This window comes from Kitasatospora sp. NPDC097691 (genome assembly GCF_040302665.1).
GTDB lineage: Bacteria > Actinomycetota > Actinomycetes > Streptomycetales > Streptomycetaceae > Kitasatospora.
In genome coordinates, this window is the sequence record NZ_JBEORY010000017.1 from 79204 (window position 1) to 104646 (window position 25443).

19 protein-coding genes are annotated in these 25443 nt (G+C 74.2%); 13 read left to right on the top strand and 6 right to left on the bottom strand.

The genetic code is table 11. The features are described 5' to 3' along the window. Nucleotides 1-72 precede the first annotated feature (72 nt). Together ABTY56_RS15000 and ABTY56_RS15005 are read right to left on the bottom strand one after the other, a co-directional pair. A complete protein-coding gene (locus ABTY56_RS15000) occupies nucleotides 73-1617 on the bottom strand; it encodes an MFS transporter (protein WP_350629230.1) in 1545 nt (514 codons plus the stop codon). A gap of 162 nt (nucleotides 1618-1779) precedes the next feature. Then, complete coding sequence (locus ABTY56_RS15005) at nucleotides 1780-1953, bottom strand: hypothetical protein (protein WP_350629179.1); 174 nt, start codon at nucleotides 1951-1953, stop codon at nucleotides 1780-1782. Between the two features lie 142 nt (nucleotides 1954-2095). Here ABTY56_RS15005 and ABTY56_RS15010 point away from each other — a divergent pair, with 142 nt between their 5' ends. From ABTY56_RS15010 to ABTY56_RS15020, 3 genes are all read left to right on the top strand, one after another. Continuing rightward, the gene (locus tag ABTY56_RS15010; RefSeq protein ID WP_350629180.1) at nucleotides 2096-2647 is read left to right on the top strand and encodes a TetR/AcrR family transcriptional regulator; all 552 of its coding nucleotides are present in this window, start codon (nucleotides 2096-2098) and stop codon (nucleotides 2645-2647) included. Between the two features lie 108 nt (nucleotides 2648-2755). Beyond that, nucleotides 2756-3454, top strand: coding sequence for a ribonuclease HII (gene rnhB / locus ABTY56_RS15015; RefSeq protein WP_350629181.1), 699 nt, complete (start codon nucleotides 2756-2758; stop codon nucleotides 3452-3454). 101 nt (nucleotides 3455-3555) lie between these two features. Further along, nucleotides 3556-4242, top strand: a complete 687-nt coding sequence (locus tag ABTY56_RS15020) for a hypothetical protein (RefSeq protein ID WP_350629182.1) — start codon at nucleotides 3556-3558, stop codon at nucleotides 4240-4242. Nucleotides 4243-4476: 234 nt separating this feature from the next. Here the strand turns inward: ABTY56_RS15020 and ABTY56_RS15025 are convergent, their stop codons facing one another. Continuing rightward, nucleotides 4477-5181, bottom strand: coding sequence for a hypothetical protein (locus ABTY56_RS15025; protein ID WP_502893121.1), 705 nt, complete (start codon nucleotides 5179-5181; stop codon nucleotides 4477-4479). A 378-nt stretch (nucleotides 5182-5559) separates the two neighbouring features. Next, on the bottom strand, nucleotides 5560-7755 hold the full coding sequence (locus tag ABTY56_RS15030; RefSeq protein WP_350629184.1) for a RecQ family ATP-dependent DNA helicase: 2196 nt from the start codon (nucleotides 7753-7755) through the stop codon (nucleotides 5560-5562). 228 nt (nucleotides 7756-7983) lie between these two features. Between ABTY56_RS15030 and ABTY56_RS15035 the strand changes: the two genes are divergently transcribed. Further along, on the top strand, nucleotides 7984-9510 hold the full coding sequence (locus ABTY56_RS15035; RefSeq protein WP_350629185.1) for a DUF4192 domain-containing protein: 1527 nt from the start codon (nucleotides 7984-7986) through the stop codon (nucleotides 9508-9510). 31 nt (nucleotides 9511-9541) lie between these two features. Here ABTY56_RS15035 and ABTY56_RS15040 read toward each other — a convergent pair whose 3' ends face one another. Further along, entirely contained in the window at nucleotides 9542-10855 is a 1314-nt protein-coding gene (locus ABTY56_RS15040) for an alpha/beta fold hydrolase (protein ID WP_350629186.1), read from the bottom strand. 673 nt (nucleotides 10856-11528) lie between these two features. Here ABTY56_RS15040 and ABTY56_RS15045 point away from each other — a divergent pair. From ABTY56_RS15045 to ABTY56_RS15080, 8 genes are all read left to right on the top strand, one after another. Continuing rightward, complete coding sequence (locus tag ABTY56_RS15045; RefSeq protein ID WP_350629231.1) at nucleotides 11529-13652, top strand: amylo-alpha-1,6-glucosidase; 2124 nt, start codon at nucleotides 11529-11531, stop codon at nucleotides 13650-13652. 258 nt (nucleotides 13653-13910) lie between these two features. Beyond that, entirely contained in the window at nucleotides 13911-14669 is a 759-nt protein-coding gene (locus ABTY56_RS15050) for an NUDIX hydrolase (RefSeq protein WP_350629187.1), read from the top strand. A gap of 153 nt (nucleotides 14670-14822) precedes the next feature. Beyond that, nucleotides 14823-15101, top strand: a complete 279-nt coding sequence (locus ABTY56_RS15055; protein ID WP_350629188.1) for a hypothetical protein — start codon at nucleotides 14823-14825, stop codon at nucleotides 15099-15101. Between the two features lie 265 nt (nucleotides 15102-15366). Further along, nucleotides 15367-16863 (top strand): ATP-binding cassette domain-containing protein, encoded by a 1497-nt coding sequence (locus tag ABTY56_RS15060; RefSeq protein ID WP_350629189.1) that lies wholly within the window; start codon nucleotides 15367-15369, stop codon nucleotides 16861-16863. A 3-nt stretch (nucleotides 16864-16866) separates the two neighbouring features. Further along, nucleotides 16867-17772 carry a hypothetical protein gene (locus ABTY56_RS15065; RefSeq protein WP_350629190.1) on the top strand — a complete coding sequence of 302 codons (906 nt, stop codon included), beginning with the start codon at nucleotides 16867-16869 and terminating at the stop codon, nucleotides 17770-17772. A gap of 149 nt (nucleotides 17773-17921) precedes the next feature. After that, a complete protein-coding gene (locus tag ABTY56_RS15070; protein ID WP_350629191.1) occupies nucleotides 17922-18854 on the top strand; it encodes a FadR/GntR family transcriptional regulator in 933 nt (310 codons plus the stop codon). A 579-nt stretch (nucleotides 18855-19433) separates the two neighbouring features. Beyond that, nucleotides 19434-21074 (top strand): RNA polymerase sigma factor, encoded by a 1641-nt coding sequence (locus ABTY56_RS15075; RefSeq protein ID WP_350629192.1) that lies wholly within the window; start codon nucleotides 19434-19436, stop codon nucleotides 21072-21074. A 237-nt stretch (nucleotides 21075-21311) separates the two neighbouring features. Then, nucleotides 21312-22178 (top strand): S1 family peptidase, encoded by an 867-nt coding sequence (locus ABTY56_RS15080; protein WP_502893122.1) that lies wholly within the window; start codon nucleotides 21312-21314, stop codon nucleotides 22176-22178. A gap of 277 nt (nucleotides 22179-22455) precedes the next feature. Here ABTY56_RS15080 and ABTY56_RS15085 read toward each other — a convergent pair whose 3' ends face one another. Then, nucleotides 22456-22686: a DUF7455 domain-containing protein gene (locus ABTY56_RS15085; RefSeq protein ID WP_350629193.1), complete on the bottom strand. Its 231-nt coding sequence runs from the start codon at nucleotides 22684-22686 to the stop codon at nucleotides 22456-22458. A 540-nt stretch (nucleotides 22687-23226) separates the two neighbouring features. Between ABTY56_RS15085 and ABTY56_RS15090 the strand changes: the two genes are divergently transcribed. Continuing rightward, nucleotides 23227-25338: a DNA gyrase/topoisomerase IV subunit B gene (locus tag ABTY56_RS15090; RefSeq protein WP_350629194.1), complete on the top strand. Its 2112-nt coding sequence runs from the start codon at nucleotides 23227-23229 to the stop codon at nucleotides 25336-25338. The last annotated feature ends 105 nt before the right edge of the window (nucleotides 25339-25443 follow it).

Sequence of the window (25443 nt, forward strand, 5' to 3'; positions counted from 1 at the left end):
AGGGGCTCCGGACAGCGACAGGGCCGGCCGGGAGCGTGCTGCTCCCGGCCGGCCCTGGGCGTTGCCGCGCTGTCAGTGCATCGCGACGGCGGCGGAATCGCCGCTCGGCAGGTCGCCGGCCTTGGCCTTGATCGCGAAGACCGCGACCACCAGGGCGACCGCCGCGAGTGCGGCACCCACGATGAAGCCGTGCGAAATGCCTTGGGTGAGCACGGTGTTGGCGGCGTCCGTGCCCGGCGGGAACTCGTGGTGCTGCTGGAGGTAGGCCAGCTGGTCAGGGTTCGCGCTCTGCATGAACTTCGGCAGCTGCACGGTGGCCTCGGCCGTGGCGTAGTGGGCGAAGACCGTGGTCAGGATCGACAGGCCGAGCGAACCGCCGATCTGCTGCATCGAGTTGAGCAGGCCGGAGGCGGCGCCGGTCTCCTCGCCCGGGACCCCCGCGACGGAGAGCAGCATCACCGGGACGAAGATCATGCCCATCCCGAGACCGAACACCACCGTGGGGCCGAGCACCCCGTCCACGTAGCCGCTGTCCTTGCCCATCTGGGTCAGCCAGCTGAGGCCGATGGTCACCAGCAGTGCGCCGCCGGCCATGAACGGCTTCGGGCCGTACTTGGCCTGGAGGGTGGACGCGAGCTGTGCGGCGATGATGATCGAGACGCTGATCGGCAGGAAGGACACGCCGGCCATCAGCGGGCTGTAGCCGAGGGGGCCCTGCACGAACAGCACCACGTAGAAGAAGATGCCGAACATGGCCGCAGCCAGGCAGAGCATCATCACCAGGCCGCCGGTGCGGTTGCGGTCCGCGAACAGGTGCATCGGGGTGATCGGCTGGTCGGTGCGGCTCTCCACCACGAGGAAGGCGGCCAGCAGGATCGCGCCGGCCGCGAAGGAGCCGAGCGTGAGGCTGTCGGACCAGCCGTCCGAGGCGGCCCGGATGAAGCCGTAGACCAGGCCGACCAGGCCGAGCGTCGAGGTGAACGCGCCGGGCAGGTCGAAGCGGCCCGGGTGACGCTCGGACTCGGCGATGTAGCGCGGCGCGGCGATCGCGATCAGCACGGCGATCGGCACGTTGACGAAGAACACCCAGCGCCAGTTCAGGTACTCGGTGAGCAGACCGCCCGCCAGCAGGCCGATCGCGGCGCCCGAGCCGGCCACCGCCGAGAACACGCCGAACGCCTTGTTGCGCGCCGGCCCTTCCTCGAAGTTGGTGGCGATCAGCGCGAAGGCCGTCGGTGAACAGATCGCGCCACCGATGCCCTGGAGCGCGCGGGCGGCCAGCAGCAGGCTGCTGTCCTGCGCGAAACCGCCGAGCAGCGAGGCAAGCCCGAACAGCAGGGTGCCGAAGATGAACACCCGCCGCCGGCCGAGGATGTCACCCGCGCGACCGCCGAGCAGCAGCAGCCCGCCGAAGGTCAGCGTGTAGGCGTTGATGACCCATGACAGGTCGGTGGTCGAGAAGTTCAGGGCGTCCTTGATGTGCGGCAGCGCGATGTTCACGATGGTCGCGTCGAGCACCACCATGAGCTGGGTGGCTGCGATGACGGCCAGGGTGATGCCCTTGCCCTGCCCCTTCGCGGCCTGCGGTGGTGAGTTCTTGCTGAGCGTGTCGGAGATAGCCACGAATGTGCCCCCTGCTGGCTATGTGCTCGGTGCTGTGGACCCGGCGGACCGCCGGTGCCCGGGTGTGGCACTGCGCTCTTGCGCAGACCGGGAAGGAACGGGATCGTTCACTAATCTGGACGATATCCTGGCCTCGATTGTGAACGCAAGCGTTCCTTAAGGATGGGTGGCGATGGAACGGTTGGTGCGGCGCCTGGTGGCGGACCGGTCCGGTCGGCCGTCGGGGCGGTCGCCGGGCGGGGCGCCGGGCACGTCGGCGGGCGGGGCGTCCTTGTCGGCGGAGCCGCCGGGCGCCGCGGGTGGTTCGGGCGCCGCGGGTGCTTCGGGCACCTCGGGCACCTCGGGTGTCTCGGGCGTCACGGTTGGTGGGCCGGGTCCGGTGGTTCCGGGGCCGGGTACGGAAGCGGCCCACTGCCCGGTGCGGGTCGCCCGTCAGGCCCTCGCGCGGCCGGGGAGGCGGCGGGGGAAGGAGTTGGAGAACGCGATCTTCGAGGCCGCGCTCGACCAGCTCACCTCCGGCGGCTACGCGCGGCTGACCATGGAAGGGGTCGCCGGCGCGGCGCGGACCGGGAAGGCCGCGCTCTACCGGCGTTGGGCCTCAAAGGACGAACTCGTCATCGACGCCCTGGACGCCACTCTTCCACGCCCTTACGACACCCCCGACCTCGGGTCGGCCCGTGATGAACTCCTGCAGCTCATCGGGGGGTTCACGGCCGCGGTGGGCTCCCGCGTGGGTGCAGCCCTCCACGCGCTGATGGCCGAGATCGACCAGGAGCGGGCGGAGGTCTTCAAGGGCTTCATCAACGACCGCGTCATCGAGCCGACCACGGAGACCATCCTGGAGATCCTCCGCCGTGGTGCCGCGCGCGGGGACGTGCGGCCCGGCGCGGCCACCCCGCTCGTGGCCGACGTCATCCCGGCGATGCTGCTCTACCAGGCCAAGATCCGCGGGTTCCAGGACCTGGGGCCGGACTTCGCCACCCGGCTGGTGGACGAGGTGCTGCAGCCGATGATCCGTGCCTGAGGGCCCACGCGGGACCGGCCGTCAGGGCTTTCCACGGCGAAGGCGGCGGATCAAGCGGACCCGGGGCGGGCTTAGGCTGGAGGCTGCCCCAGTTGAACGGAATCCGCCATGCCCATCGTCCCGCCGACCCACTCCGTCGAACGCTCGCTCCGCCGGGCCGGCGCCAGGATCGTCGTCGGGCTGGACGAGGTCGGGCGCGGTGCCTGGGCCGGACCGGTCACCGTCGGTGCGGCCGTCACCGGCCTGCGCAAGGCGCCGGAGGGGCTGACCGACTCCAAGCTGCTCACCGAACTGCGCCGTCGCGCGCTCGCCCCTGTCCTCGCCGACTGGGTCACCGCGTACGCCCTCGGGCAGGCCTCGGCGCAGGAGTGCGACGAGCTCGGCATGACGGCGGCGCTGCGGCTGGCCGCCGTCCGCGCCCTGGAGGCGCTGCCGGTCGAACCCGACGCGGTGATCCTGGACGGCAAGCACGACTACCTCGGCGGCCCCTGGCGGGTGCGCACGGTCATCAAGGGTGACCAGTCCTGCATCTGCGTCTCCGCCGCCTCGGTGCTCGCCAAGGTCCACCGCGACGGCCTGATGGCCGAACTGGGCGAGGGGTACCCGCAGTACGGCTTCGCCGAGAACGCCGGCTACCCGTCCCCGGTGCACCGCGCCGCGCTGGAGGAACTCGGCCCCACCGAGCAGCACCGGGTCTCCTGGGCATTCATGGACGGACTGCCGAAGTGGCGTCATCTCAAGCGCGTTCGGGAGGAAGTGGGCGGGAGTCGGGGATCCGCCGACGAACAGTTGACGCTCGGTTTCTGACGGTCCGTCTGGAATTGCCCCGGGTGGGGGCCGTGGGTGTTCGGTGCCCAATGGGTGGGGCGCCCGTGCGCGTTCGACCGGCATTTGATAGATATCCGGGTATGCCTGTCTTCCCCGAGGAGCCGGAGATTCACGAGAGCCTCCCGGGCCCCGGCGTTCCCTTCCCCCGCGAGTCGGACGCACAAGCCCTCAACGCGCCTGCCACCGGCGGCGCGCCCGCCACCGCCCCCACCACCGTCGCCGCTCCGGCCACGGTGCCAGGCCCCCGCCCGGCGCCCCCGCGCCCGGCCCCGCCGCGCGCCGCCCGGCCCGGTCCGCCGCTGCCGATCCCCAAGCCGGGTCAGGGGCCGCGCCGCCCTGCCCCCGCCACGCCGCAGGTGGAGGTCCAGCGGATCGCCGCCACCCCGGCCCGGGCGGTGGAGCACGCCGACGACGCGATCGACCTGCTGCTGGACGCCGGCCGCGACCCGGGCACCATCCTGGTGCTGACGGTCGGCGAGGCGCACCCCTGGCAGCAGCACGAGCTGTCCTTCGGCGAGGAGCGCTACTGGGCGCAGCTCGCCGACGGCGGGGACGTGTTCTACGCCGACGCCGCGCTGGCCCGTCCGGTCCGCCGCGAGGTGGTCGTCCTGGTGGTCAACGGCGGAACGCCCGCCCGGGCCGCCGAGGCGTACACCGAGGCGCTCGGCCGCGCGACCGCCCTGCTGGTGGTCTGCGGCGAGGCCGGCCCGGCGACCGTGGGAACGGCCGCCGCCGCGCCCGCGGCCGGCCGCCCCGTCAACGCCTGACCAAAGCCGTCCCGCTCCGGGCCCGGTGCCGTACGGTGCCGGGCCCGAACTCCGTCCGGCGACGGGCGGTTTCCGCGCCGAGCCCGTCCTGCGCCGGGTGACACGGCACCGCCGGACCTGCGTGAGCGGTGGCCGGTGGCCGGTGGCCGTCTCAGCCGGCTCGGTGGGGTTCGGTCGGCTCAGTGGATTCGGTGGGTCCGGTGGCCTCGGGGGCCTCGGCGGCTTGGGCCAGCCTCAGCGGGTGCCGGTACGGCGGGTGGGCTCGGCCGCCGCGACCCGCGCCGGCATCCACGGGGGCTCGGACTGTGGGGAGCGCTGCGCGTCCGGGCCGTGCTCGCCCTGCTCCACCGGTGGTCGGTGGGCGCGCTGACCGCGCGGGGCGTCGAGCGCCGAGCGCGGCGGCAGTTCGGTCACGGTGTGCACGGGCCCGTCCGCCCACGAGCCCGCGTGCGGATTGCGTCCGCTCCGCCCGTCCCCGAGGACCTGCCAGCCCGCCGGGGTGAGCCCGATGTACGCGCCGCAGCGCAGCCCGTGCAGTACGGCCGCGTCCCTCAGCGCCCACATCCAGGCGCCGTCCTGCTCCGTCCAGCCGGGCGCGCCGTCGCGGCAGCGCAGCAGTACGGCCGTGCGGGTCGGCTCGGGCAGGCGCAGGTCGTGCGGGACGATCCGGCGCAGGTGCGCCAGCAGGGCGTTCCGGTGCTGCCAGCCGTCGGTGTCGTGCGACCAGGGGCTGAAGGAGGCCGAGGCGGCGAGGCGGTGGAGCGCGTCCAGGATGCCGACCACGACCGTGCCCGGCTGGGGCAGGTGGCGCTGGTGCAGTTCCAGGACGAACTCGCGGGGGTCGCGCAGCAACGGGATCCCCGAGGCGGCCCAGGTCTCCAGGTCCAGCACCCGTCTGGGTACCGAACTCCGGGAGAGGGGATGCTGACCTCGGCCGATACCGTTGATCACGATCCTCCTTCCTGACCCGTGGGCAGGTGGGTGCCTGGGTACGCCGAAGGGCGGGTCTGGTGGACCGAGTTTCGGGTACCTCCCAATTCTCGGGGCATCGGGGGCAGAGCGGCAACGATGAAATGATGAACGCCATCCGATAGCCCATGGTCTGCCGGATATGTTCCACCATCGCCCGGGCGTTGCCGGGGTGCCGACACGCCTTGATCCACAACGCTCCAAGCGTGAGGTGAACCGTCTTCGGCACGGTGACCACCCCTTTCCCGGGTCGGTTGGCCGGTGTGATCGAAATCGCTTGGCTTGATCCTTTCTGTTAGGCCATTCGAGTGAAGGCCGTTGTTCCCTCGACGGCCTTCCGCCGTCCCGTCACCCCTGTACGGCCAGCACCAGCGGCAGCACCGCGGTCGCCCCGGCCCGGCGCAGCAGCCGGGCGGCCACGGTGACCGTCCAGCCCGAGTCGACGAGATCGTCCACCAGGAGCACCGGCCCGCCGGCGGCCGCAACCGCCTGCTCCACCTCCGGCGGCAGGACCAGCGACCCGGCCAGTGAGTGCAGTCGTTGGGCGCTGTTGCTGCGGGCCCCGTGCGGCGGCAGCCCGCCGGCGTACTCGATCCGGCCGAGCAGCGGCATCCGCCCGATCTCGGCGATCCGCGCGCCGAGGCTGCCGACCAGCCGGGGGCGCGTCGAGGAGGCCATGGTCACCACGCCGACCGGCCGTTCCAGCCGGGCGCCTTCCGCCGTCGCGGGACCGGCCCAGCCGCCCGGCCCGCGGGCCCAGTCGGCGAGGACCGCCACCAGCGCGTCCACCGCCTCGCCGGGGACCGGCACGTCCGGCGCCTGCTCGGCGAGCAGGGTGCGCAGCCGGTTGCCCCAGCCGATGTCGGACAGCCGGCCCAGCGCCCGGCCGGTCTCGGCCTGCTCGCCCGCCGGGATGCGGCCCTTGAGCGGCACTCCGAGCGCGTCCATCCCGGTCGGCCAGAGCCGACGCGGCTCGAAACTCACGCCCGGGCGCCCGAGCGCGGCCCGGGCGGCCGCCAGCGTCTCGGCGGAGACGTCCGGGGTGTGCAGCGGTCCCGCGCAGTTGTCGCACCGCCCGCACGGCGCGGCCTGCTCGTCGTCCAGTTGCCGGCGCAGGAACTCCATCCGGCAGCCGGTGGCCGCCGCATAGTCGCGCATCGCCCGCTGTTCCGCCTCCCGGGAGGCGGCGACCTTGGCGTAGCGGGCGGTGTCGTACGCCCAGCTCTGCCCGGTGGCCGTCCAGCCGCCCTTGACCCGGCGGACGGCGCCGTCCACGTCGAGCACCTTGAGCATGGTCTCCAGCCGGGCCCGGCGCAGGTCCACCCGGGGCTCCAGGGCGGCGGTGGAGAGCGGGCGGCCGGCCTCGGCCAGCGCGTCGATGGTGCGGCGCACCTGCTCCTCCGGGGGGAAGGCCAGCGAGGCGAAGTAGCGCCAGATCGCCTCGTCCTCGCGCCCGGGCAGCAGCAGCACCTCGGCCCGGTCCACGCCACGCCCGGCCCGGCCGACCTGCTGGTAGTAGGCGATGGGCGAGCTGGGCGAGCCGAGGTGTACGACGAAGCCGAGGTCCGGCTTGTCGAAGCCCATGCCGAGCGCGGAAGTGGCGACCAGGGCCTTGACCCGGTTGGCCAGCAGGTCGGCCTCGGCGGTACGGCGCTCGGCGTCCTCGGTGCGGCCGGAGTAGGAGGCCACCGGGAAGCCGCGCTCGCGCAGGAAGGCCGTCACCTCCTCGGCCGCGGCCACCGTCAGGGTGTAGACGATGCCCGAGCCGGGGAGCCGGTCGAGGTGGTCGGCCAGCCAGGCCAGCCGGTGCGCCGGGTCGGGCAGGGCCAGCACGCCGAGGGTGAGGCTCTCCCGGTCGAGCGGCCCGCGCAGCACCAGGGCGTGCTCGTCGGAGGTGCCGGTGCCGAGCTGTTCGGCCACGTCCGCGGTGACCCGGGCGTTGGCGGTCGCGGTGGTGGCCAGCACCGGGACGCCGGGCGGCAGCTCCGCGAGCATGGTGCGCAGCCGGCGGTAGTCGGGGCGGAAGTCGTGGCCCCAGTCCGAGATGCAGTGGGCCTCGTCGACCACCAGCAGGCCGGTGGAGGCGGCGAGCTTGGGCAGCACCTGGTCGCGGAAGTCCGGGTTGTTCAGCCGCTCGGGGCTGACCAGCAGGATGTCGACCTTCCCGGCGGCGACCTCGGCCTGGATCTCGTCCCACTCGTCGGTGTTGGCCGAGTTGATGGTGCGGGCGTGGATGCCGGCCCGGGCCGCCGAGTCGACCTGGTTGCGCATCAGGGCGAGCAACGGCGAGACGATCACCGTCGGCCCGGCGCCACGGGCCCGGAGCAGGGCGGTGGCGATGAAGTAGACCGCGGACTTCCCCCAGCCGGTGCGCTGGACGACCAGGGCGCGGCGGTGGTCGACCACGAGGGCCTCGATGGCCGTCCACTGGTCCTCGCGCAGGGTGGCGCCGGGGCCGGCGAGCTCGCGCAGGACGGCCTCGGCCCGCGCCCGGACCTCGGCGCGGTCGGCGGTGGCGGTGGTGTGGGTGTCGGGCTGCTGCATGGCGTCCATGTAACCCCGTATCGCCGACAAGGAGCGAATGCCGGGGTGCGGCGGTCGGGGAAGGAGAGGTGTATTTCATCTGCTGGTCCGCTGAACGGCGGTCAAAAATCACCCCGCGGAGGGCGTGTCGCTTGCGCCGAATGAGCTAAGGGAAATTCGGAGGCGGAGTTATCCACAGAAAAAATCCGGTTTCGGTGCCGCCCGCGGATTGCGTCCAGTCTTGCCGCCATGAACGCGATGAACAACGAACACGTCATTCTGTCCCTCGGCCCGGCCTCCGAGCACCGGCCGGTCGTCATGCGCGGTCCGGCCGACATGGCCGAGCTGCTGCCCTACCTCCTGGGCTTCTACCCCGACGACAGCATCGTCGCGGTCGGCCTCCAGGGCCCCGACCTGTACCAGGGCGGGGTGATCCGGGCGGACCTGCCGGACTCGCCCGCGCAGTGGCCGGCTGCCGCGGAGGAGACGGCCGCCCTGCTGGTCGCCCTCTCCGAGCGGCACGGCGCGCGACCGCCCCAGGTGCTCCTCTACCTCTGCCAGGATCCCGGCGCGCCGCACGCCCCGCCGGTGGTGGACGGCCTGCGGCCGCTGGCGGACGACCTCCGGGCGGCCTTCGGGCGCCGGGGCGTGGTGGTCAAGGAGTCGCTGTGCGTCTCGGGCGGCCGCTGGTGGTCCTTCCTGTGCCGCGGCACCGGGTGTTGCGATCCGGCGGGAAACCCGGTGCGGCGCGGTCCCGATCCGGGCCCGGCGGCCGCCGCCGCGACGGTCGCCGGCCTGGTGCCGCGCGGCAGCCGGAAGGCCATCATCGGCGGGCTGGCCCCGATCGGGCCGCCGGGTGACGCCGCCCCGCGCGAGGCGCTCGTCCGGGCCGAGGCGGCCGTGGGCTCGGTCTCCCGGGAGCAGGGCATCGGGCTGCTCGACCAGGCCGTCGCCGAGTTCGCGGCCGGTGCCCGGGAGCTCGATCCGGAGCGGACGGCCCGGCTGCTGTTCGCCCTGCGCGACCGGGTCGTGCGGGACCGCGGCGTCGAGTACGCCCGGTCCGCCGAGCTGGCTCCCGCCGAACGGCTCTGGCGCTTCCTCGCCCGGCACGCCGTGCCGCCGTACGAGGGCTGCGCGGTGGCCCCGCTCACCCTGCTGGCCTGGGCCTCCTGGGTCGCCGGGGACACGGCGACCGCCAGGGTGGTGCTCGGCCACGTCCTGCGGCTCGACCCGGGCTACCTACTGGCCGAGCTGCTCTTCGAGTCGCTCAACGACGGCATGACGCCCGGGGCGCTGCTGGCCGCGGTGGAGGCCCAGCGACGGCGGCGCGAGCAGCACGCGCCCGCGTCGGCCCCGGCCGACGACCCGCCGCGGCCCGCTGGGGGAGCGGGGCCGGCGCCCGCGGCCTCGGTGGGCGAAGCCCCCGGTGAGCGGCCCGGCCGGGCGGCCGACGCCCGCCGACGTCGCCGGGGTACCCGCCGCAAGGGCTCGCCCACGGCACCGGCACCGGCATCGGCACCTGCGCCGGCGCCGACCGATCAGGGCCCCGGCGGCCCGGCGCCGGACGGGAGCGCCCCCGGTCCGGTGGCCGTGCTGTCCGCGCCCGGCCGGGCCGCGTCGTCCGGGCGTGCCCGGCCGGCCGGGGAGCGCTCCGCCCGGAGCCTGCGGCTCGGCCGTGCGGCGGCGTGCGTGCCCGCGGCCGCCCGCCCCGGGACCGGCCTGCACCGGTGCCGCGGGGTCCGGCGGACGGCGAGGGGAAGCCGCCGTGCCCACTGAGCCGCTCGCCGCCGCACCGGCCCTCCGGTCGCTACGCCTCGCCGTGCGCCATCTTGATCAGGCGGTCCAGCACCTTCCCGCCGCTCGCCCGCAGGCCGTCGTGCTCCCACTCGTTGGTGATCCAGGTCCGCAGGCCACGCACCGCGCGGGCGGTCTCCAGCGAGTCGGCGGTGTCCACGTACATGTCGTCGTGGTACACCGCCGCGACGACCGGCACGCCGTTGGCGGCCAGGCGTGCCCGGTCGTACAGGTCGGGCCAGTCGGTGCGGGCGGCGAGCAGCTCCGCGGCCTCCTTCAGCGGCCGCAGCGCCGGGTCGGTGTCGAACATCCAGGGGTAGATCATCTCCCCGGTGAACAGCACCGGGGCGTCGGACTCCAACGCGGCCCGGGCGTCGAACTGCGGGAACTCCTTGCGGAGCCGCTCGGCGGACCAGGCGGTGCCGCCCTGGTCCACCGACCGCTGGCCGTAGATCGACTCGTGCAGCACGGCGTACAGCGGGCCGCCCGCGAAGGAGAGCTGCGCCTGGGCGCCGGCCAGGAAGGTGTCGGAGAGCTCCGGCCCGGCCGCGCCCTCCACCCAGGCCTCCTCCAGCAGGTAGTGCAGGACGGCGGAGCCGCTGCCGCCGCCGAGCAGCAGCCCGAGGGCCTGGAACGCCTCGACGGTGAGCACCCCGCCGTCCGGCAGGGTCGCGGGGGAGTCCGCGAGGTGGGCGGCGATCCGTCGCACCGCGTCGACGTCCTGCGGGAACCGGGCGTAGTGGTCCTCGTTCTTGCGGACCACACGCGGGTAGGCGGCGCGGTAGACGTCGTCGGCCGAGCTGCCCAGGCCGGCCAGGCCACCGGTGATGAAGGCCTCGGTCAGGCCCTCGGGAGCGATGGAGAGGTAGGTGAGCGTGCAGAAGCCGCCGAAGCTCTGGCCGAGCACGCTCCAGCGCCGGTCGGCGCCGAGCAGCCGGGTGCGGATCAGCTCGGCGTCCCGCACGATCGAGTCCGCGCGGAAGCGGGCCAGGTAGTCCGCCTGCTCCTGCGGGCCGCCGCGCCGGGCGAGGGTCTGCCGAGTCGCGGGCGTCGAGCGTCCGGTGCCGCGCTGGTCGAGCAGGAGCACCCGGTAGTCGTCCAGCGCGCGTTCCAGCCAGGCGTCCCGGCCGACCGGGCGGGCGGCCTTGCCGCCGGGCCCGCCCTGGAGGAAGAGCAGCCAGGGCAGATCGTCCCGCTCGCGGCCGGCGGCCACCACCTCGCGGGCGTACACCTCGATCTGCTCGCCCTGCGGGGCGGCGTGGTCGAGGGGGACCTGGAACACGTGGTCGGTCGTGACAATCCCGGGCAGCCGGCTGACGGTGGACATGGAACTCCTCGGTCTCTGCTGGTCACAGCGGTGGCGTCGCGGGTCACGGGGTCACCGGGTGCGGGGCCGCGACCCTCGCACCGTATCCTGGCGGCGATCGAGCGCCGGTTCGACCGCCCCCGTCCGACCGACCGGGCGGCCGACCGCGGCCCACGCCCGGTCCGAGCAGTACGGACGGCCGCCAGGGAGGCCCGGAACCAGGCCCCGGCCGTGGGCGCCGACGGCCCGTGGTGAGGCCCCGGCGACGCTCCGGCGCAAGCGGCAGAACCGCCCGGCGGGGCCCGTCCCGACCAGCGGCGATCACGGCGGGGCGTGACCTGGTGGCGGTGCGCGGCGTTCACCCCGGGGGCCCCACGCCCGGACGGCGGCCGGCCGGTGCCCGGCCGGCCCGAGGGGCGGGCCACGGGGCAGGCGTCACCGGCAGGCCGGGAAACCGGACCTGACGGCGCGCCGGGCGCGTGAGGGCTCGACGCGAAGGCGCGGCGCGCCGGTACCGGTCCGGTACCGGGCACCGCATGGCACGACCCGCCGCCGGGTACGGCCAGACACGGCACACCCGCCGACGGGAAACCCCGTCGGCCCGGCACCATCAGCACGCGATCGAGCATGCTCGCGGCCCACCGGCCTGACCCGGCCACCGGACCGCCGAGGGGAGGAGAGTCCGGTGACCGCCATGAGGCCACCACAGGCCATGCCGGCCGAGAGCGTGGTCGGCGCGCCGAGACCGGTCGGGCGCCCCGACCTGGTCCCGCCGGCCGGCCCCGGGAGCGCACCCGCCGGCCTCGGTCGGCCCACCGCCCCGCCGCGCCCCCAGCCGCCCGCGGTCCACCACGCGGTGATCTGCGTCAACGCCCCGGCGATGGCGGCCTCCGGCCCCGACGGCCAGCTGCGCGGTCACGGCCTGCACGGCTTCTACCGCAACGGCGTCCGGGCCCTGGCCCGGATGGAGCTGCGGCTGGGCGGCATGGAGCCGCTGCCCCTCCAGGGCGCCCTGACCAGCACCGCCCAGGCCCGCTTCCTCGGCGCCGTCCGCGTCCCCGGCGACCTCGACCCGGACCCGGCGCTCACCGTCGAGCGGCTGCGCCACGCGGACGGCGTGGAGACCGTCGTCGTGCGCAATACCGGCCCGCGGCCCGCCCGGCTGCCGCTGGAGATCGCCCTCGGCACGGACCTCGGCCCGGTTGCCGAGATCGCCGCCGGACACCGCCCGCCGGACCTGCCGGGCCAGGTACAGTCCGCCGGGTTGCGCTGGACGGGCCCCGTCCACAGCGCCGTGGTCAGCGCCAAGCCCTCCCCGCACGCCGTGCTGGCCGGCGCCGGGGTGCTCCGCTGGGACCTGGAGGTCCAGCCCGGCGCCCGCTGGTCGGTCGAGCTGCGCACCGAGCTGGAGAGCGCCGCCACCGGCCCGCGCCCACCCGGCGGCCGCGGCACCGGTGTCCCCCTGCCCTGGTCCGAGCCGGAGGTCCGCAGCGACGACTCCCGGGCCGCCCCGCTGGTCTCGCGGTCCCTGGACGCCCTCGGTGGGCTGCTGTTCGCCGACCCGGACCGCCCGACCGACCTCTACCCGGCCTCCGGTGCGCCCTGGCGCTTCGGCCTCGCCCCGGCCGACGCGCTCTGGGCCGCCCGGCTGACCCTGCCGCTCGGCACCCGGCTGGCCGCGGGCACGCTCCGGGCACTGGCCCGCCGTCAGCAGCTCGCCCCCGCCCCGGGCCGTACCGAGGGCCTGCTGCCCGGAGGCCTGCGGCACGGCGGCCCGGAGCTGCCGCCCACCTGCACCGCCACCGAGGCCACCCTGCTGTTCGTCACCGTGCTGGCCGAGGCCTGGCGCTGGGGCCTGCCCCGGGCGGAGGTCGCCGAGCTGCTCCCGGCCGCCGAGCGCGCCCTGGCCGCCCTGTGCGACGGACTGGTCGACGGCTTCGTGACCGACCTGAGCCGTCCCGCCGAGGAGCGCTCCGCCCACCCGGTCGCCGCCCGTGCCGAGGTCCAGGCGCAGGCCCACCGGGCCGCCCTGCACGGTGCCGAGCTGCTGGAGGCCTTCGGCCGCCCGGGCGGCGAGGGCTGGCGGAGCTGGGCCGCCGAGCTGCGTGGGCGCTTCCGCGAGCGGTTCTGGATCGACGACCTCTCCGGGGGCCGCCCCGCCGCCGGGCTGGCCCCGGGCGGCCAACCCTTGCCCGCCCTCGCCTCCTGCCTGGTGCACCTGCTGGACACCGGGCTCGCCGCCGACGGCGGTCGGCACGACAGCCTGCTCGACCGCGAGCAGACCCGGCTGCTCGCCCAGCGTCTGGTCGCACCGGAGCTGGACAGCGGCTGGGGCCTGCGCACGCTCAGCGCCAAGTCGCCCCGCTTCAACCCGCTGGGTCACCGCGGCGGCGCGGTACGGGTGCACGAGACGGCGCTGGCGATCGCCGGACTGGCCGAGGTCGGCCACGAGAACGAGGCCGGCACCCTGCTGGAGGGCCTGCTCGCCGCGGCCGCCCACTTCGAGGGGCGGTTGCCGGAGATGTACGCGGGGGAGCAGCGCACCCCCGGCTGCCCGCCCGTGCCGCACCCGGCGGCCTGCCGTCCGGCGGCGGTCTCCGCGGCCGGCGCCGCGCACGCGGTGTTCGCCCTCGCCGGGGTCCGCCCGGACGTCCCGGGTGGCCGGGTCCTGGTCCGCCCGGCAAGCACCGCGCCGCTCGGCGAGCTGGAGCTGACCGGACTGCGGGTGGCGGGCGAGCCGTTCTCCGTCCGGGTGAGCCGGATCGGGGTGGCGATGGTCGAGGAGGCCTCCGGGGACCTGCAACTCGTCGCCCGCTGACCGCGCGCTCCGGCCACGCTTCCCCGGCCCGGTCGTACCGCGCCTCGTGGCACTGCGGCCGGTGGCACTGCGGCCGTGGCACCCCCGCCGGTGTCACCGGCCCGGGATACCGCGCCGGTGACACCACCTCGGTGGATCCGGGCCCGGAGGTCACGCCCGCCCGTGCGCGAACCGTGCCGGGCGGGCGGGCCACCGGCCTCGGCAGGGCCGTGCGCAGGGCCTGTGCTTATCGTCAGAGAGACGACTATGATCGTCGCCATGTCGCGTTACGATCCGTCGGCCTTCCCCCCGTTCGCTGTCACGGTTGACCTGGTGGTGCTGACGGTGCGCGATCACGCGCTCTGTGCCCTCCTGGTCAGACGTGGCGAGCCGCCGTTCCAGGGGTACTGGGCGCTGCCCGGCGGCTTCGTCCGCCCGGACGAGGGCCTGGCCGAGGCCGCCTCCCGGGAGCTGGCCGAGGAGACCGGCCTGCGCGCGCACTCGGCCCCGGGCCACGACGCGGTCGGCCCCGGTGCGGCCGGGGCCCACCTGGAGCAGCTCGCGACCTACGGCCATCCGCAGCGCGACCCGCGGATGCGCGTGGTCAGCGTGGCCTACCTGGTGCTCGCCCCCGACCTGCCGACGCCCCGGGCCGGCGGTGACGCCAGCAGCGCCCGCTGGGCCCCGGTCGGCGAGCTCCTGGGCGACAACCCGGCCGACGGCGTCCCCCTCGCCTTCGACCACGGGCTGATCCTCGCCGACGGCGTGGAACGCGCCCGCTCCAAGATCGAGTACTCCTCCCTCGCGACCGCGTTCTGCCCGACCGAGTTCACCGTCGGCGAGCTGCGCCGGGTCTACGAGGCGGTCTGGGGCGTGGCGCTTGACCCGCGGAACTTCCACCGCAAGGTCACCGGCACCCCCGGTTTCCTGCTGCCCTCCGGCGGCACGACGACCCGTCAGGGCGGCCGCCCGGCGCAGTTGTTCACCGCCGGCGGCGCGACGGTCCTCAACCCGCCCATGCTCCGCCCGGAGTCCTGAGCGCCCGCAGCGGCGCCCGCAGCGGCGCCCGCACCCGCTGCCCGGGCAGCCGAATGGCCCGGCCTGGCTGCGACCACGGGGGCACCGGCGCAGAGTGTCGGTGGACGCTTCGGCCGCCGGGCCGGAGGCCTTCCGGACCCCAGGAGCCCCGCGATGGCCCTCAAGGACTGCGCGCACCAGCGATTCCTCATCGAGGGGCTGGTGGCCGACTACCAGAGCCTGGACGTGACCACCACCGCCACGGAGAGGGAGCTGGCCCGACTGCAGGCCGAGCAGGCCGCACCCGAGACGATCGCCGCCGTGCAGGAGAGGCTGGCCGCCGAGCGCGAGCAGTTGGGCCAGATCGCCGTCGAGGGCCAGGCTGCCGTCGACGAGTTCCGGGCGGTCTGTGGCGACGAGACGCTCCCTCGGCTGCCCTGGCCGCCCCAGTAGGACAGCGGGCAGGTGTGCGGGCGGGTGCGCGGTGCCCTTCGTGCCCGCGACCCCGCGACAGGCCGCCCCGTGAATCGCAGGATCGGATTTTCCCCTGATCGGGTGAGGTGGGCAGTCGGCGGGCCCGTGCCGTTCCCGCAATGCCCGAAATACCCGTCGCCGCCCCCTAATGTGCTGGCGCGGAGCCGTGCGGCGGGCGTACGCCGGCCCACCAGGGGATGCTCCGCGTCGAGCAGGTCGGCCGAGGGCATGGGAGCAGCCAGCGATGATCCAGATCACCGGACTGACCAAGGTCTACCGCAAGGGCGCTCCGCCCGCCGTGCTGGATCTGACCTTCGACGCCCGGCCCGGCACGGTGACCGCGCTGCTCGGTGCCGAGGGTGCGGGCAAGTCCACCGCGTTGCGGCTGATGCTGGAACTCGAACGCGGTCAGGGCGTCACGCTCTTCGACGGCCGCCCGTACCGTCGGCTCCGCCGCCCCGAGCGCGAGGTCGGCGTGCTGCTGCCCGGTCCGGGCGAGGGCGTGGCCGCGGTGGCCGGGCACCCGGGCCGCCGGGCGAACGGCCACCTGCGGATGCTCGCGGCCGCCGTCGGCGTCCCGGCCCGGCGGGCGGACGAACTGTTGGAACTGACCCGGCTGGCCACCGTCGCCGGGCAACGGCTGCGCACCTTCTCGCCCGGGATGCACCGCAGGCTGGCCCTGGCCGCCGCCCTGCTCGGCGACCCCGGCACGCTGCTGCTGGACGCGCCGACCGAGGGCCTGTCGCCGCGCAACATCGAGTGGTTCCACTCCTTCCTGCGCTCCTTCGCCGTCGCCGGCGGAACGGTCCTGGTGACCACCCGCACCCCGCAGGAGGCCTCCCAGGTCGCGGACCGGGTCGTCACCCTGGACCACGGCCGCCTGGTGGCCGACCAGCCGGTCACGGAGTTCCGCCGGACCAGGCTCAGCCCCGAAGTGGCCGTCCGGGGGCCGCAGATGGCGCGGCTGGCGGACCTGTTGGTCAGCCAGGGCGCCAACGTCCGCCGGGACGGCAGCGTGGGCCTTGCCGTGGCCGGCGTCGACCGCACCGAGATCGGCGAACTCGCCTACCGCCACGGAATCCTGCTGCACGAGCTGGCCGACCGGGTGGTCGAGCAGCCCGTGCCCCGGGTCCTCCTGCCGGCCGCCTCGGGCCGCTCCGGCCACCTCCGGGTCCGTCCGGCAGCGGACACCGAACCGAGCCCCGAGCCGAGCCCGGAAGCCGTCGACGAGCCCGCGCGGCTCTCCGCCGGAGCCGCCCCCGTGGTCGGGCCCGTCCCCGCCGTCGGGCCTTCCGTCGAACCCGACGACCCGTCGGCCGCCGGACCGGACGGCGCGTCGGACGGCCCGTCGGAAGCCGAGCTCGCCCCGGAGGCCACCACCCCGCAGCGCCGGGTGCCGAACCCCCAGGACGACGGGTCCCTGCCCACCCGCGCGCTGCCCGTCGCCGTGGTCGGTGCCGCCCTCCCCGGGCTCGGCACACCCGCCCCGCGGGCCGCGTCCACCGATCCCGGCCGGCCCGCCGAGCGCCCGAGGTCCGGCGAGCCGGCCCCCACCGTCGCCGTCGACCGGCTCTTCCGCGACGAGCCGGCCCCGGTCGGGCAGACCGCCCGGGCCAAGCCCCCGGGCCGCCGCGAGAACCCCGACCTCCTCACCGACGACACCGTCCGCCTCCGCCGCCTCACCTCGGGCGCGACCGCCGCCCCGGCGCCCGCCACCACCGACGACCACCGGAGCGAGTGAACCGTGCGTGTCCTGGCCTACGAACTGCGCCGTCTGCGCGGCTTGCGCTCCACCTGGCTGCTGCTCGCCGCCGTGCTGCTCGGCGACGCCGCCGTGGCCGCCGTCCTGGCGAGCCAGACCCCGGACGGCCCGCTGGCCGCCCCCGCCGGGGTGCGGCTGCTGACCGCCGCCGTCCCACTGATCCCGCTGCCGTTCGCGGCGCTCGGCGCCGGCGTGCTGGGCGCGCTCTCGTACGGGCACGAGGTGTGCCATCCGGGGCTGCCGGCCTCGCTGGTGTCGTACCCGCGCAGGGTGCGGCTGCTGCTGGCCAAGCTGCTGGTGGTCGGCCCGGTGGCAGCGCTGCTGGCGCCGGCCACGCTGTTGCTCGACGCGGCGGCCGTGCACCTCGCGCTGCCGGACGGGGTGACGGTGGCGGCCTGGGCGGAGCCCGGCGCGCTGTCGGAGCGGGTGTCAGGGGCGGTGAGCGGCGCCGGGCTGTCCGGGCTGTCCGACCTGCCGGGTGCCTTCGCCCCGTTGGCGCTGGTCGCCGGCCACGGGGTGCCGGCAGCTCTGCTGGCGTTCGTCCTGCTGACCGTCGTGGCCGCCTGGACCGGGGTGCTGGCCGCGGCGCTGACCCGCAGTGCCGCCGCCGGGGTGCTGCTGCTGTGTGCGCTGCCACCCTTGCTGGAGTCCGGTGTCGCCCTGCTGCTGCGCCGCACCGGCCGGCCGTGGCCGGTGCGGGCGGCCGAGCTGCTGCCGTTCCAGTCCGGGATCGAGTGGGCCTACGGCTGGGTGTACGGCGGCGCGCGCGGGGCGTCGGCCGGGAGCACGGCGCTGACGGACCCGGAGCTGCTGGCGGCGGTCGCGGCCCCCGCGGCCGTCCTGCTGCTCGCCGCGCTGCTCGTCCTGGCCCGCCGCCGCGCGCTGTAGGGCCCGCTGCCGCTCTCCGTGGAGCCCGCCGCCGCAAGCGGTCGGGAGCCGAGCGCCCCGAAGGACCAAGATCGACCAGCAGTGACCGTAATGAGCGGTTCTTCCTGATAAGAAGTCAATTATCCAGTCACGGTCGATCACCCTTTCGTGTGCTTTTCACGAGAATTCTCAAGCCGCGCCTGCCGATCGCCGACAAAGGAGGCGTGAGTACCCTTGCGCACCCCACCATGACCCCCGCCCGTTCCGCCGATGGGCCGATCCACGGCTCCGGCGACCTGGACCGCTTCTCGTACGCCGAGCGGCCGACCCCGCCGGCGCCCCGCTGGGAGGGCGCCGAGTCCGACATCTCCCGGGTCGGCCGCAAGACCACCAGCAGCCGCGGCCGCGGTCTGCACGGCCAGCTGGTCCAGCAGCTCGGCCAGATGATCGTCTCCGGTGACCTCGGCGCCGACCGCCCGCTGGTCCCCGAGGAGATCGGCCAGCGCTTCGAGGTCTCCCGGACCGTCGTCCGCGAGTCGCTGCGCGTGCTGGAGGCCAAGGGCCTGGTCAGCGCCCGGCCGAACGTCGGCACCCGGGTCCGTCCGGTCGGCGACTGGAACCTGCTGGACCCCGACATCATCGAGTGGCGCGCCTTCGGCCCGCAGCGGGACGAGCAGCGCCGGGAGCTCTTCGAGCTCCGCTGGGCGATCGAGCCGCTGGCCGCCCGGCTGGCCGCCGGCCACGGCCGGGAGGACGTCCAGCAGCGGCTGGTCGAGCTGGTCGAGATCATGGGCCACGCCGCCTCGCAGGCCGACCTCTCCACCTACACCCGGGCCGACGCCGAGCTGCACGGCCTGGTCCTGCAGATGGCCGGCAACCGGATGCTGGAGCACCTGTCCGGGATCGTCGCCTGCGCCCTGCAGGTCTCGGGCGGCCCGGCGATCTCCTGCGAGCGGCCCTCCGAGTCCTCGGTCGGCCTGCACGCCCGGCTGGTGGACGCCCTGGGGGCGGGCGACGGCGCCGCCGGCGAGGTCGCGATGCGGGCGCTGCTCACCGTCCATCCCGAGATCGAGCCGTCCGTCCCCGCGCCCCGGGAGCACTGAGCGGGCTGTTCCGACGAGCGGAGGCGCCGGGCCCGGCGGTCCGCTCCGCCAGGGCCCTCCGGCCGCACCGCGCGGCGCAGCCGGAGGGCCTCCGCATGCGGAGGCCCGCGGGGCTCCGATCACCGCGGCCCCCGACCGCCCCGGTCTCCCCGGGCTCAGATAGCCGGCCCCACCCCGTCGGCCCCGCTCCTGCCCGTCCTGCTCCTGCCGGTCCTGCTCCCGCCGGTCCTGCTCCTGCGGCCCCCGCAAGGCTGCCCAAGCCATGACAATAGGTTTCGGCGCGAGTGCGCGATGATGGAATCCGGCCGCGTGGCCGTGGGCGCCGAGTGGTGTGACCCGCGACACGAAGGCCATGCGTAACACTTGACGAGTAGCAGCGATGTCTCCTGAGCGGGAGCAGCTCCGGAATACTCCAACATGTCAGAATGCTGTGTTGGTCCGCGGCGCTGCTGCCGTCCTGCAAACCCAGTCCTCAAGCCCGAGTCGGTCGGAATCGACACCGCGCGTCCAGCGCGCGATCTCCTTCCCCGCCCGCTCGGGCGGCCGGTACGGGTTCGAGTCCACTCATCGTCCGAGAGGTTGTTCGTGTCGGCCAGCACATCCCGTTCACTTCCCCCCGAGATCGCCGAGTCCGCGGCTCTGCTGGCGCTCATCGAGCGGGGCAAGGCCCAGGGGCAGATCGCCGGTGACGACGTGCGCCAGGCGTTCGAGGCGGACCAGATCCCGGTCACCAAGTGGAAGAACGTCATGCGCAGCCTCAATCAGGTGCTGATTGAGGAGGGTGTGGACCTCATGGTCAGCGCGGCCGAACCGGCCGGCGCCAAGCGCAAGAGCGTTGCCGCCAAGAGCCCCACCAAGCGCACCGCCACCAAGGCTGTCACCACCCGGACCCCGTCGGCCCCGACCAAGCCGCCCGTGCGGATCGCCCCCGGCGCTCCCGTCGCGGCTCCGGCCGTCGCGGCCGCCGCCGCGCCGGCGCCCACGGTCTCCGCCGAGATCACCGTCGAGGGCGCGGCCGTCGCGGTCGCCGAGGCGAAGGCCGCCCCGGCGAAGAAGGCCGTTCCGGCCAAGAAGGCCGCCGCCAAGAAGACCGCCGCGCCGGCCAAGAAGGCCGCCGCCAAGAAGACCACCGCCGCCAAGGCCGGCAAGGGTGGCGACGAGGAGCTGCTCGGCGAGGAGGAGCTGCTCGAGGACGCCGCGCTGCCGGCTGACAAGGCCGAGGCCGAGGCTCCGGAGGAGGAGTCGGAGGGCTTCGTCCTCTCCGACGACGACGAGGACGACGCGCCGGCCCAGCAGGTCGCCGTCGCCGGTGCCACCGCCGACCCGGTCAAGGACTACCTGAAGCAGATCGGCAAGGTCCCGCTGCTCAACGCCGAGCAGGAGGTCGAGCTCGCCAAGCGGATCGAGGCCGGCCTGTTCGCCGAGGACAAGCTCTCGGCCGCCGACAAGCTCGCCCCCAAGCTCAAGCGCGAGCTGGAGATCATCGCCGAGGACGGCCGCCGGGCCAAGAACCACCTGCTGGAGGCCAACCTCCGCCTCGTGGTCTCGCTGGCCAAGCGCTACACCGGCCGCGGCATGCTCTTCCTGGACCTGATCCAGGAGGGCAACCTGGGTCTGATCCGTGCGGTCGAGAAGTTCGACTACACCAAGGGCTACAAGTTCTCGACCTACGCCACCTGGTGGATCCGCCAGGCGATCACCCGCGCCATGGCCGACCAGGCCCGCACCATCCGCATCCCGGTGCACATGGTCGAGGTCATCAACAAGCTGGCCCGCGTCCAGCGCCAGATGCTCCAGGACCTGGGCCGCGAGCCCACCCCGGAGGAGCTGGCCAAGGAACTCGACATGACCCCCGAGAAGGTCATCGAGGTCCAGAAGTACGGCCGCGAGCCGATCTCGCTGCACACCCCGCTGGGCGAGGACGGCGACAGCGAGTTCGGTGACCTCATCGAGGACTCCGAGGCGGTCGTCCCGGCCGACGCGGTCTCCTTCACCCTGCTCCAGGAGCAGCTGCACTCGGTGCTGGACACGCTGTCCGAGCGCGAGGCCGGTGTGGTCTCGATGCGCTTCGGCCTGACCGACGGCCAGCCGAAGACGCTCGACGAGATCGGCAAGGTGTACGGGGTCACCCGTGAGCGCATCCGCCAGATCGAGTCGAAGACCATGTCGAAGCTGCGCCACCCGTCCCGTTCCCAGGTGCTGCGCGACTACCTGGACTGATCGGTAGCGATCGGATCGGTAACGATCCGTCGATGCGAAGGCCCGGAGCCGTACGGTTCCGGGCCTTCGCGGCTGTTCGGACCCGGTGTGTCAGCGTCCGGGTGGTGGTTGTCGCTCGTCCGGGTGGCGGCGCGTCCGGATGCGGTCGCACGGTGTAGCCGGTCACCTACGCTGTGCCGGTTGCCTGCTGCCGAGCCCTCTGGAGTCACGGTGCCGACCGAGCCGGACCGCACTGACCTGCCGAACCCCGCCCCGCCGCGGAGCGACCCGGCCGTCGCCCGGGCGAACCGCCGTCGCCGGGCCGCCGCGCTGGCGCTGCTCGCCGCCGTACCCGTCCCGCTGGTCGCCCTCGGGGCGGCGCCGGCCGAGGCACAGCGCCGGGTGGTCGGCGGTAACTCGGCGAGCACCGTCGACCACCCGTGGATCGTGGCGCTGGCCAGCCGTCAGCAGTTCGGCAGCGGCCGCTCCGGTCAGTTCTGCGGTGGCGCGCTGGTCAGCCCGACCAAGGTGGTGACGGCCGCGCACTGCTTCTACGACGAGGCCAAGGGGCGGGTGGAGCGGCCGGGCCTCAAGGTGATCGTCGGCCGGGACGACATGCGCGGCACGTCCGGGCGCGAGGTGCCGGTGCGGTCGGTCTGGGTCCACCCCGACTACTCCTTCGCCGCCAACATGAACGACGTCGCGGTGCTCACCCTCGCCGAGTCCCAGGGTTCGCGGCCGGTGGTCGAACTGGTCGGCCAGGGCGAGACCGCGCCGTACGCGGCCGGGACCAGGGCGCAGGTGTTCGGCTGGGGTGACACCACGGGGCGGGGCGACTACTCGCCGGTGCTGCGCGGGGTGGAGGTGTCGGTGGTCCCGGACGAGTCCTGTGCGCACGCCTACCCGGGCGGGCAGGACGGCAAGTTCGACGCCCGGGGCATGGTCTGCGCGGGCGAGGAGAAGGGCGGCAAGGACGCCTGCCAGGGCGACAGCGGCGGCCCGCTGATCGTCGACGGGCGGCTGGTCGGCCTGGTCTCGTGGGGGACGGGCTGCGCCGAGGCGGCCCACCCGGGCGTCTACACCCGGGTGTCCTCGGTCGCGGACGCGGTGCACTCGGTGCTGTGAGCGGCCCAGGCCGCCGCGAAGCTCGCGGTGGGTGATGGGGCGGTCACTTTCTGACGCCGTGTCGGGCGGTGCGGGCCGGGGCGGGTGAACGCGGGAGAGCCGTCCGTAGAACAGGAGCCGCCCGTGGAGCAGCAGTCGTCCGCGGCGCAAGAGCCGCCGTTGGAACAGCAGAGCCGGGCGACCGGCCCCCGAGGGGGTCGGTCGCCCGGCTCACCGGTCGCGCGCGGTGCGCGACCGGACACAGCTCGACGTCGGCTGCCGGTGGTGGCGCCTGGGATCAGCGCTCGTCGTCGTCGGCCGTCGCGGCGGTGCCGCTGAGACGGCCGCTCTCGTCCTGTATCTCCACGGCGATCTTCTTGAGCTCGGGCTCGAACTTCCGGCCGTGGTGGGCGCAGAAGAGCAGCTCTCCGCCGCTTGCGAGCACGACGCGCAGGTAGGCCTGGGCGCCGCAGCGGTCGCAGCGGTCAGCCGCGGTGAGCGGGCTCGCAGGTGTCAGAACAGTAGTCACGTCGCCTCTTCTCTAGCTCGACGAGCTGTCGTACCAGGGTCAACATCCAACCAGGCCGAAAACGTTCCCGCTCGTGGCTTTTCTTCTCTGAGGATTCTGCTGTGTTGATGAGGACGTGCCCCGGGGGCCGGTGGTTCATGCGTGCCGAAAACCCGGGATCCGCCCATCGCTCGAACGTCCGATCGGGATCGGGTTCGAGGTTCCGCGTAGCATAATCCTCTGCCGGGTTGGAGCATAAGCCCCGTCCCGGGCCCCGGTAGCCTGCATAACGGCAGTTCCGGAGCCTGCACCGGGCCCCACGATCCGCCAGGACCGGTGCTACCGGGAGGAGATGGCGCCCCCGGGGCCCACGCCCCGGAGCGGTCCTTGTTCGCGCAGCGCGTACAAGCTGCGCGGGGCCGGGCCGACGTGCTGTGCACCCGGCGGAGGGGTGTGGGCACGCAGAGCGACGAATGTCGGTGCGGCGTGCTGCACTGGCGTTTGGTCCGGATCCGTCCGGATGTGACCGATGAGACAGAACTTCACCGAGGAGAGTGCCGCGTGAGTGCCGAAACGACCGTGCCGTCCGCGCTGCTGGCCGGCGACGACGGTTCCAACTACACCGCGCGGCACCTGCTCGTCCTGGAGGGCCTGGAGGCGGTCCGCAAGCGCCCCGGCATGTACATCGGCTCGACCGACAGCCGCGGCCTGATGCACTGCCTCTGGGAGATCATCGACAACTCCGTCGACGAGGCTCTCGGCGGCTACTGCGACCGCATCGACGTCGTGCTGCACCCGGACTCCTCCGTCGAGGTCCGCGACAACGGGCGCGGCATCCCGGTCGACGTCGAGCCCAAGACCGGGCTGTCCGGCGTCGAGGTCGTGATGACCAAGCTGCACGCCGGCGGAAAGTTCGGCGGCGGCTCCTACGCGGCCTCCGGCGGTCTGCACGGCGTCGGCGCCTCGGTGGTCAACGCCCTCTCCGCCCGGCTGGACGTCGAGGTCGACCGCAGCGGCCACACCCACGCGATCAGCTTCCGCCGCGGCACCCCCGGCATCTTCACCGAGACCAGCCCGGACGCGCCCTTCGAGCCGGCCAACGGCCTGACCAAGGCCCGCAAGGTGCCCAAGACCCGCACCGGCACCCGGATCCGCTACTGGGCCGACCGGCAGATCTTCCTCAAGGACGCCAAGCTCTCCCTGGAGACGCTGCACAGCCGCGCCCGGCAGACCGCCTTCCTCGTCCCCGGCCTGACCATCGTCGTGCGTGACGAACGGCTCACCGAGAGCGAGCAGATCGAGGAGTCGGTCTTCCGCTACGACGGCGGCGTCGCCGAGTTCTGCGAGTTCCTGGCCCCCGACAAGCCGGTCTGCGACGTGCTGCGACTGCGCGGCGAGGGCACCTTCAAGGAGACCGTGCCCGTCCTGGACGAGCTCGGCCACATGACCCCCACCGAGGTCACCCGGCACCTCGGCGTGGACATCGCGCTGCGCTGGGGCACCGGCTACGACACCACCCTGCGTTCCTTCGTCAACATCATCGCCACCCCCAAGGGCGGCACCCACGTCACCGGCTTCGAGCGCTCGCTGGCCAAGACCGTCAACGAGGCGCTGCGGGCGGGCAAGCTGCTGCGTGTCGCCGAGGACGACATCACCAAGGACGACGCCACCGAGGGCCTCACCGCGGTCGTCACCGTCCGGCTCGCCGAGCCGCAGTTCGAGGGCCAGACCAAGGAGGTGCTCGGCACCTCGGCGGCCAACCGGATCGTCGCCGCCGTCGTCGCCAAGGAGCTCAAGGCCTTCCTCACCTCGGCCAAGAAGGACGAGAAGCTCCAGGCCCGGGCCGTCCTGGAGAAGGTCGTCGCCGCCGCCCGCACCCGGGTCGCCGCACGCCAGCACAAGGAGGCCCAGCGCCGCAAGACCGCGCTGGAGACCAGCTCGCTGCCCGCGAAGCTGGCCGACTGCCGCAGCGACGACGTCGACCGCAGCGAACTGTTCATCGTCGAGGGAGACTCCGCGCTCGGCACCGCCAAGCTCGCCCGCAACTCCGAGTTCCAGGCGCTGCTGCCGATTCGCGGCAAGATCCTCAACGTGCAGAAGGCCTCGGTGAGCGACATGCTCAAGAACGCCGAGTGCGCCGCGATCATCCAGGTGATAGGGGCCGGTTCGGGCCGCACCTTCGACATCGACCAGGCCCGCTACGGCCGCGTCATCTTCATGGCCGACGCCGACGTCGACGGCTCGCACATCCGCACCCTGCTGCTCACCCTCTTCCACCGCTACATGCGGCCGATGGTCGAGCAGGGCCGGGTCTTCGCCGCGGTGCCGCCGCTGCACCGGATCGAGCTCACCAGCCCCAAGCGCGGCCAGGAGAAGTACCACTACACCTACTCCGACGCCGAACTGCGCTCCACCCTGCTGGAGTTCCAGCGCAAGGGGATGCGCTGGAAGGAGCCGGTGCAGCGCTACAAGGGCCTCGGCGAGATGGACGCCGACCAGCTGGCCGAGACCACCATGGACCCGCGCCACCGCACCCTGCGCCGGATCAACCTGGGCGACCTGGAGCAGGCCGAGAGGATCTTCGACCTGCTGATGGGCAACGACGTCGCCCCGCGCAAGGAGTTCATCGTGGACTCCGCGGCCACCCTGGACCGCTCGCGCATCGACGCCTGACGCCGGCCGTCCGCGCGGGCCCTCCACCCACGGGTGGAGGGCCCGCGCGTTTGCGTTCCACCCGAGGTCCACCCCGGCTCCGATCAGCGGGAAAGCCCCGGTCCG

Coding starts and splice junctions, on each gene's coding strand:
- ABTY56_RS15035 (WP_350629185.1), top strand. CDS start 7,984: ATGAACGCGATGAACAACGAACACGTCATTCTGTCCCTCGGCCCGGCC.
- ABTY56_RS15050 (WP_350629187.1), top strand. CDS start 13,911: ATGTCGCGTTACGATCCGTCGGCCTTCCCCCCGTTCGCTGTCACGGTT.
- ABTY56_RS15020 (WP_350629182.1), top strand. CDS start 3,556: ATGCCTGTCTTCCCCGAGGAGCCGGAGATTCACGAGAGCCTCCCGGGC.
- ABTY56_RS15060 (WP_350629189.1), top strand. CDS start 15,367: ATGATCCAGATCACCGGACTGACCAAGGTCTACCGCAAGGGCGCTCCG.
- ABTY56_RS15045 (WP_350629231.1), top strand. CDS start 11,529: ATGAGGCCACCACAGGCCATGCCGGCCGAGAGCGTGGTCGGCGCGCCG.
- ABTY56_RS15030 (WP_350629184.1), bottom strand. CDS start 7,755: ATGCAGCAGCCCGACACCCACACCACCGCCACCGCCGACCGCGCCGAG.
- ABTY56_RS15055 (WP_350629188.1), top strand. CDS start 14,823: ATGGCCCTCAAGGACTGCGCGCACCAGCGATTCCTCATCGAGGGGCTG.
- ABTY56_RS15040 (WP_350629186.1), bottom strand. CDS start 10,855: ATGTCCACCGTCAGCCGGCTGCCCGGGATTGTCACGACCGACCACGTG.
- rnhB (WP_350629181.1), top strand. CDS start 2,756: ATGCCCATCGTCCCGCCGACCCACTCCGTCGAACGCTCGCTCCGCCGG.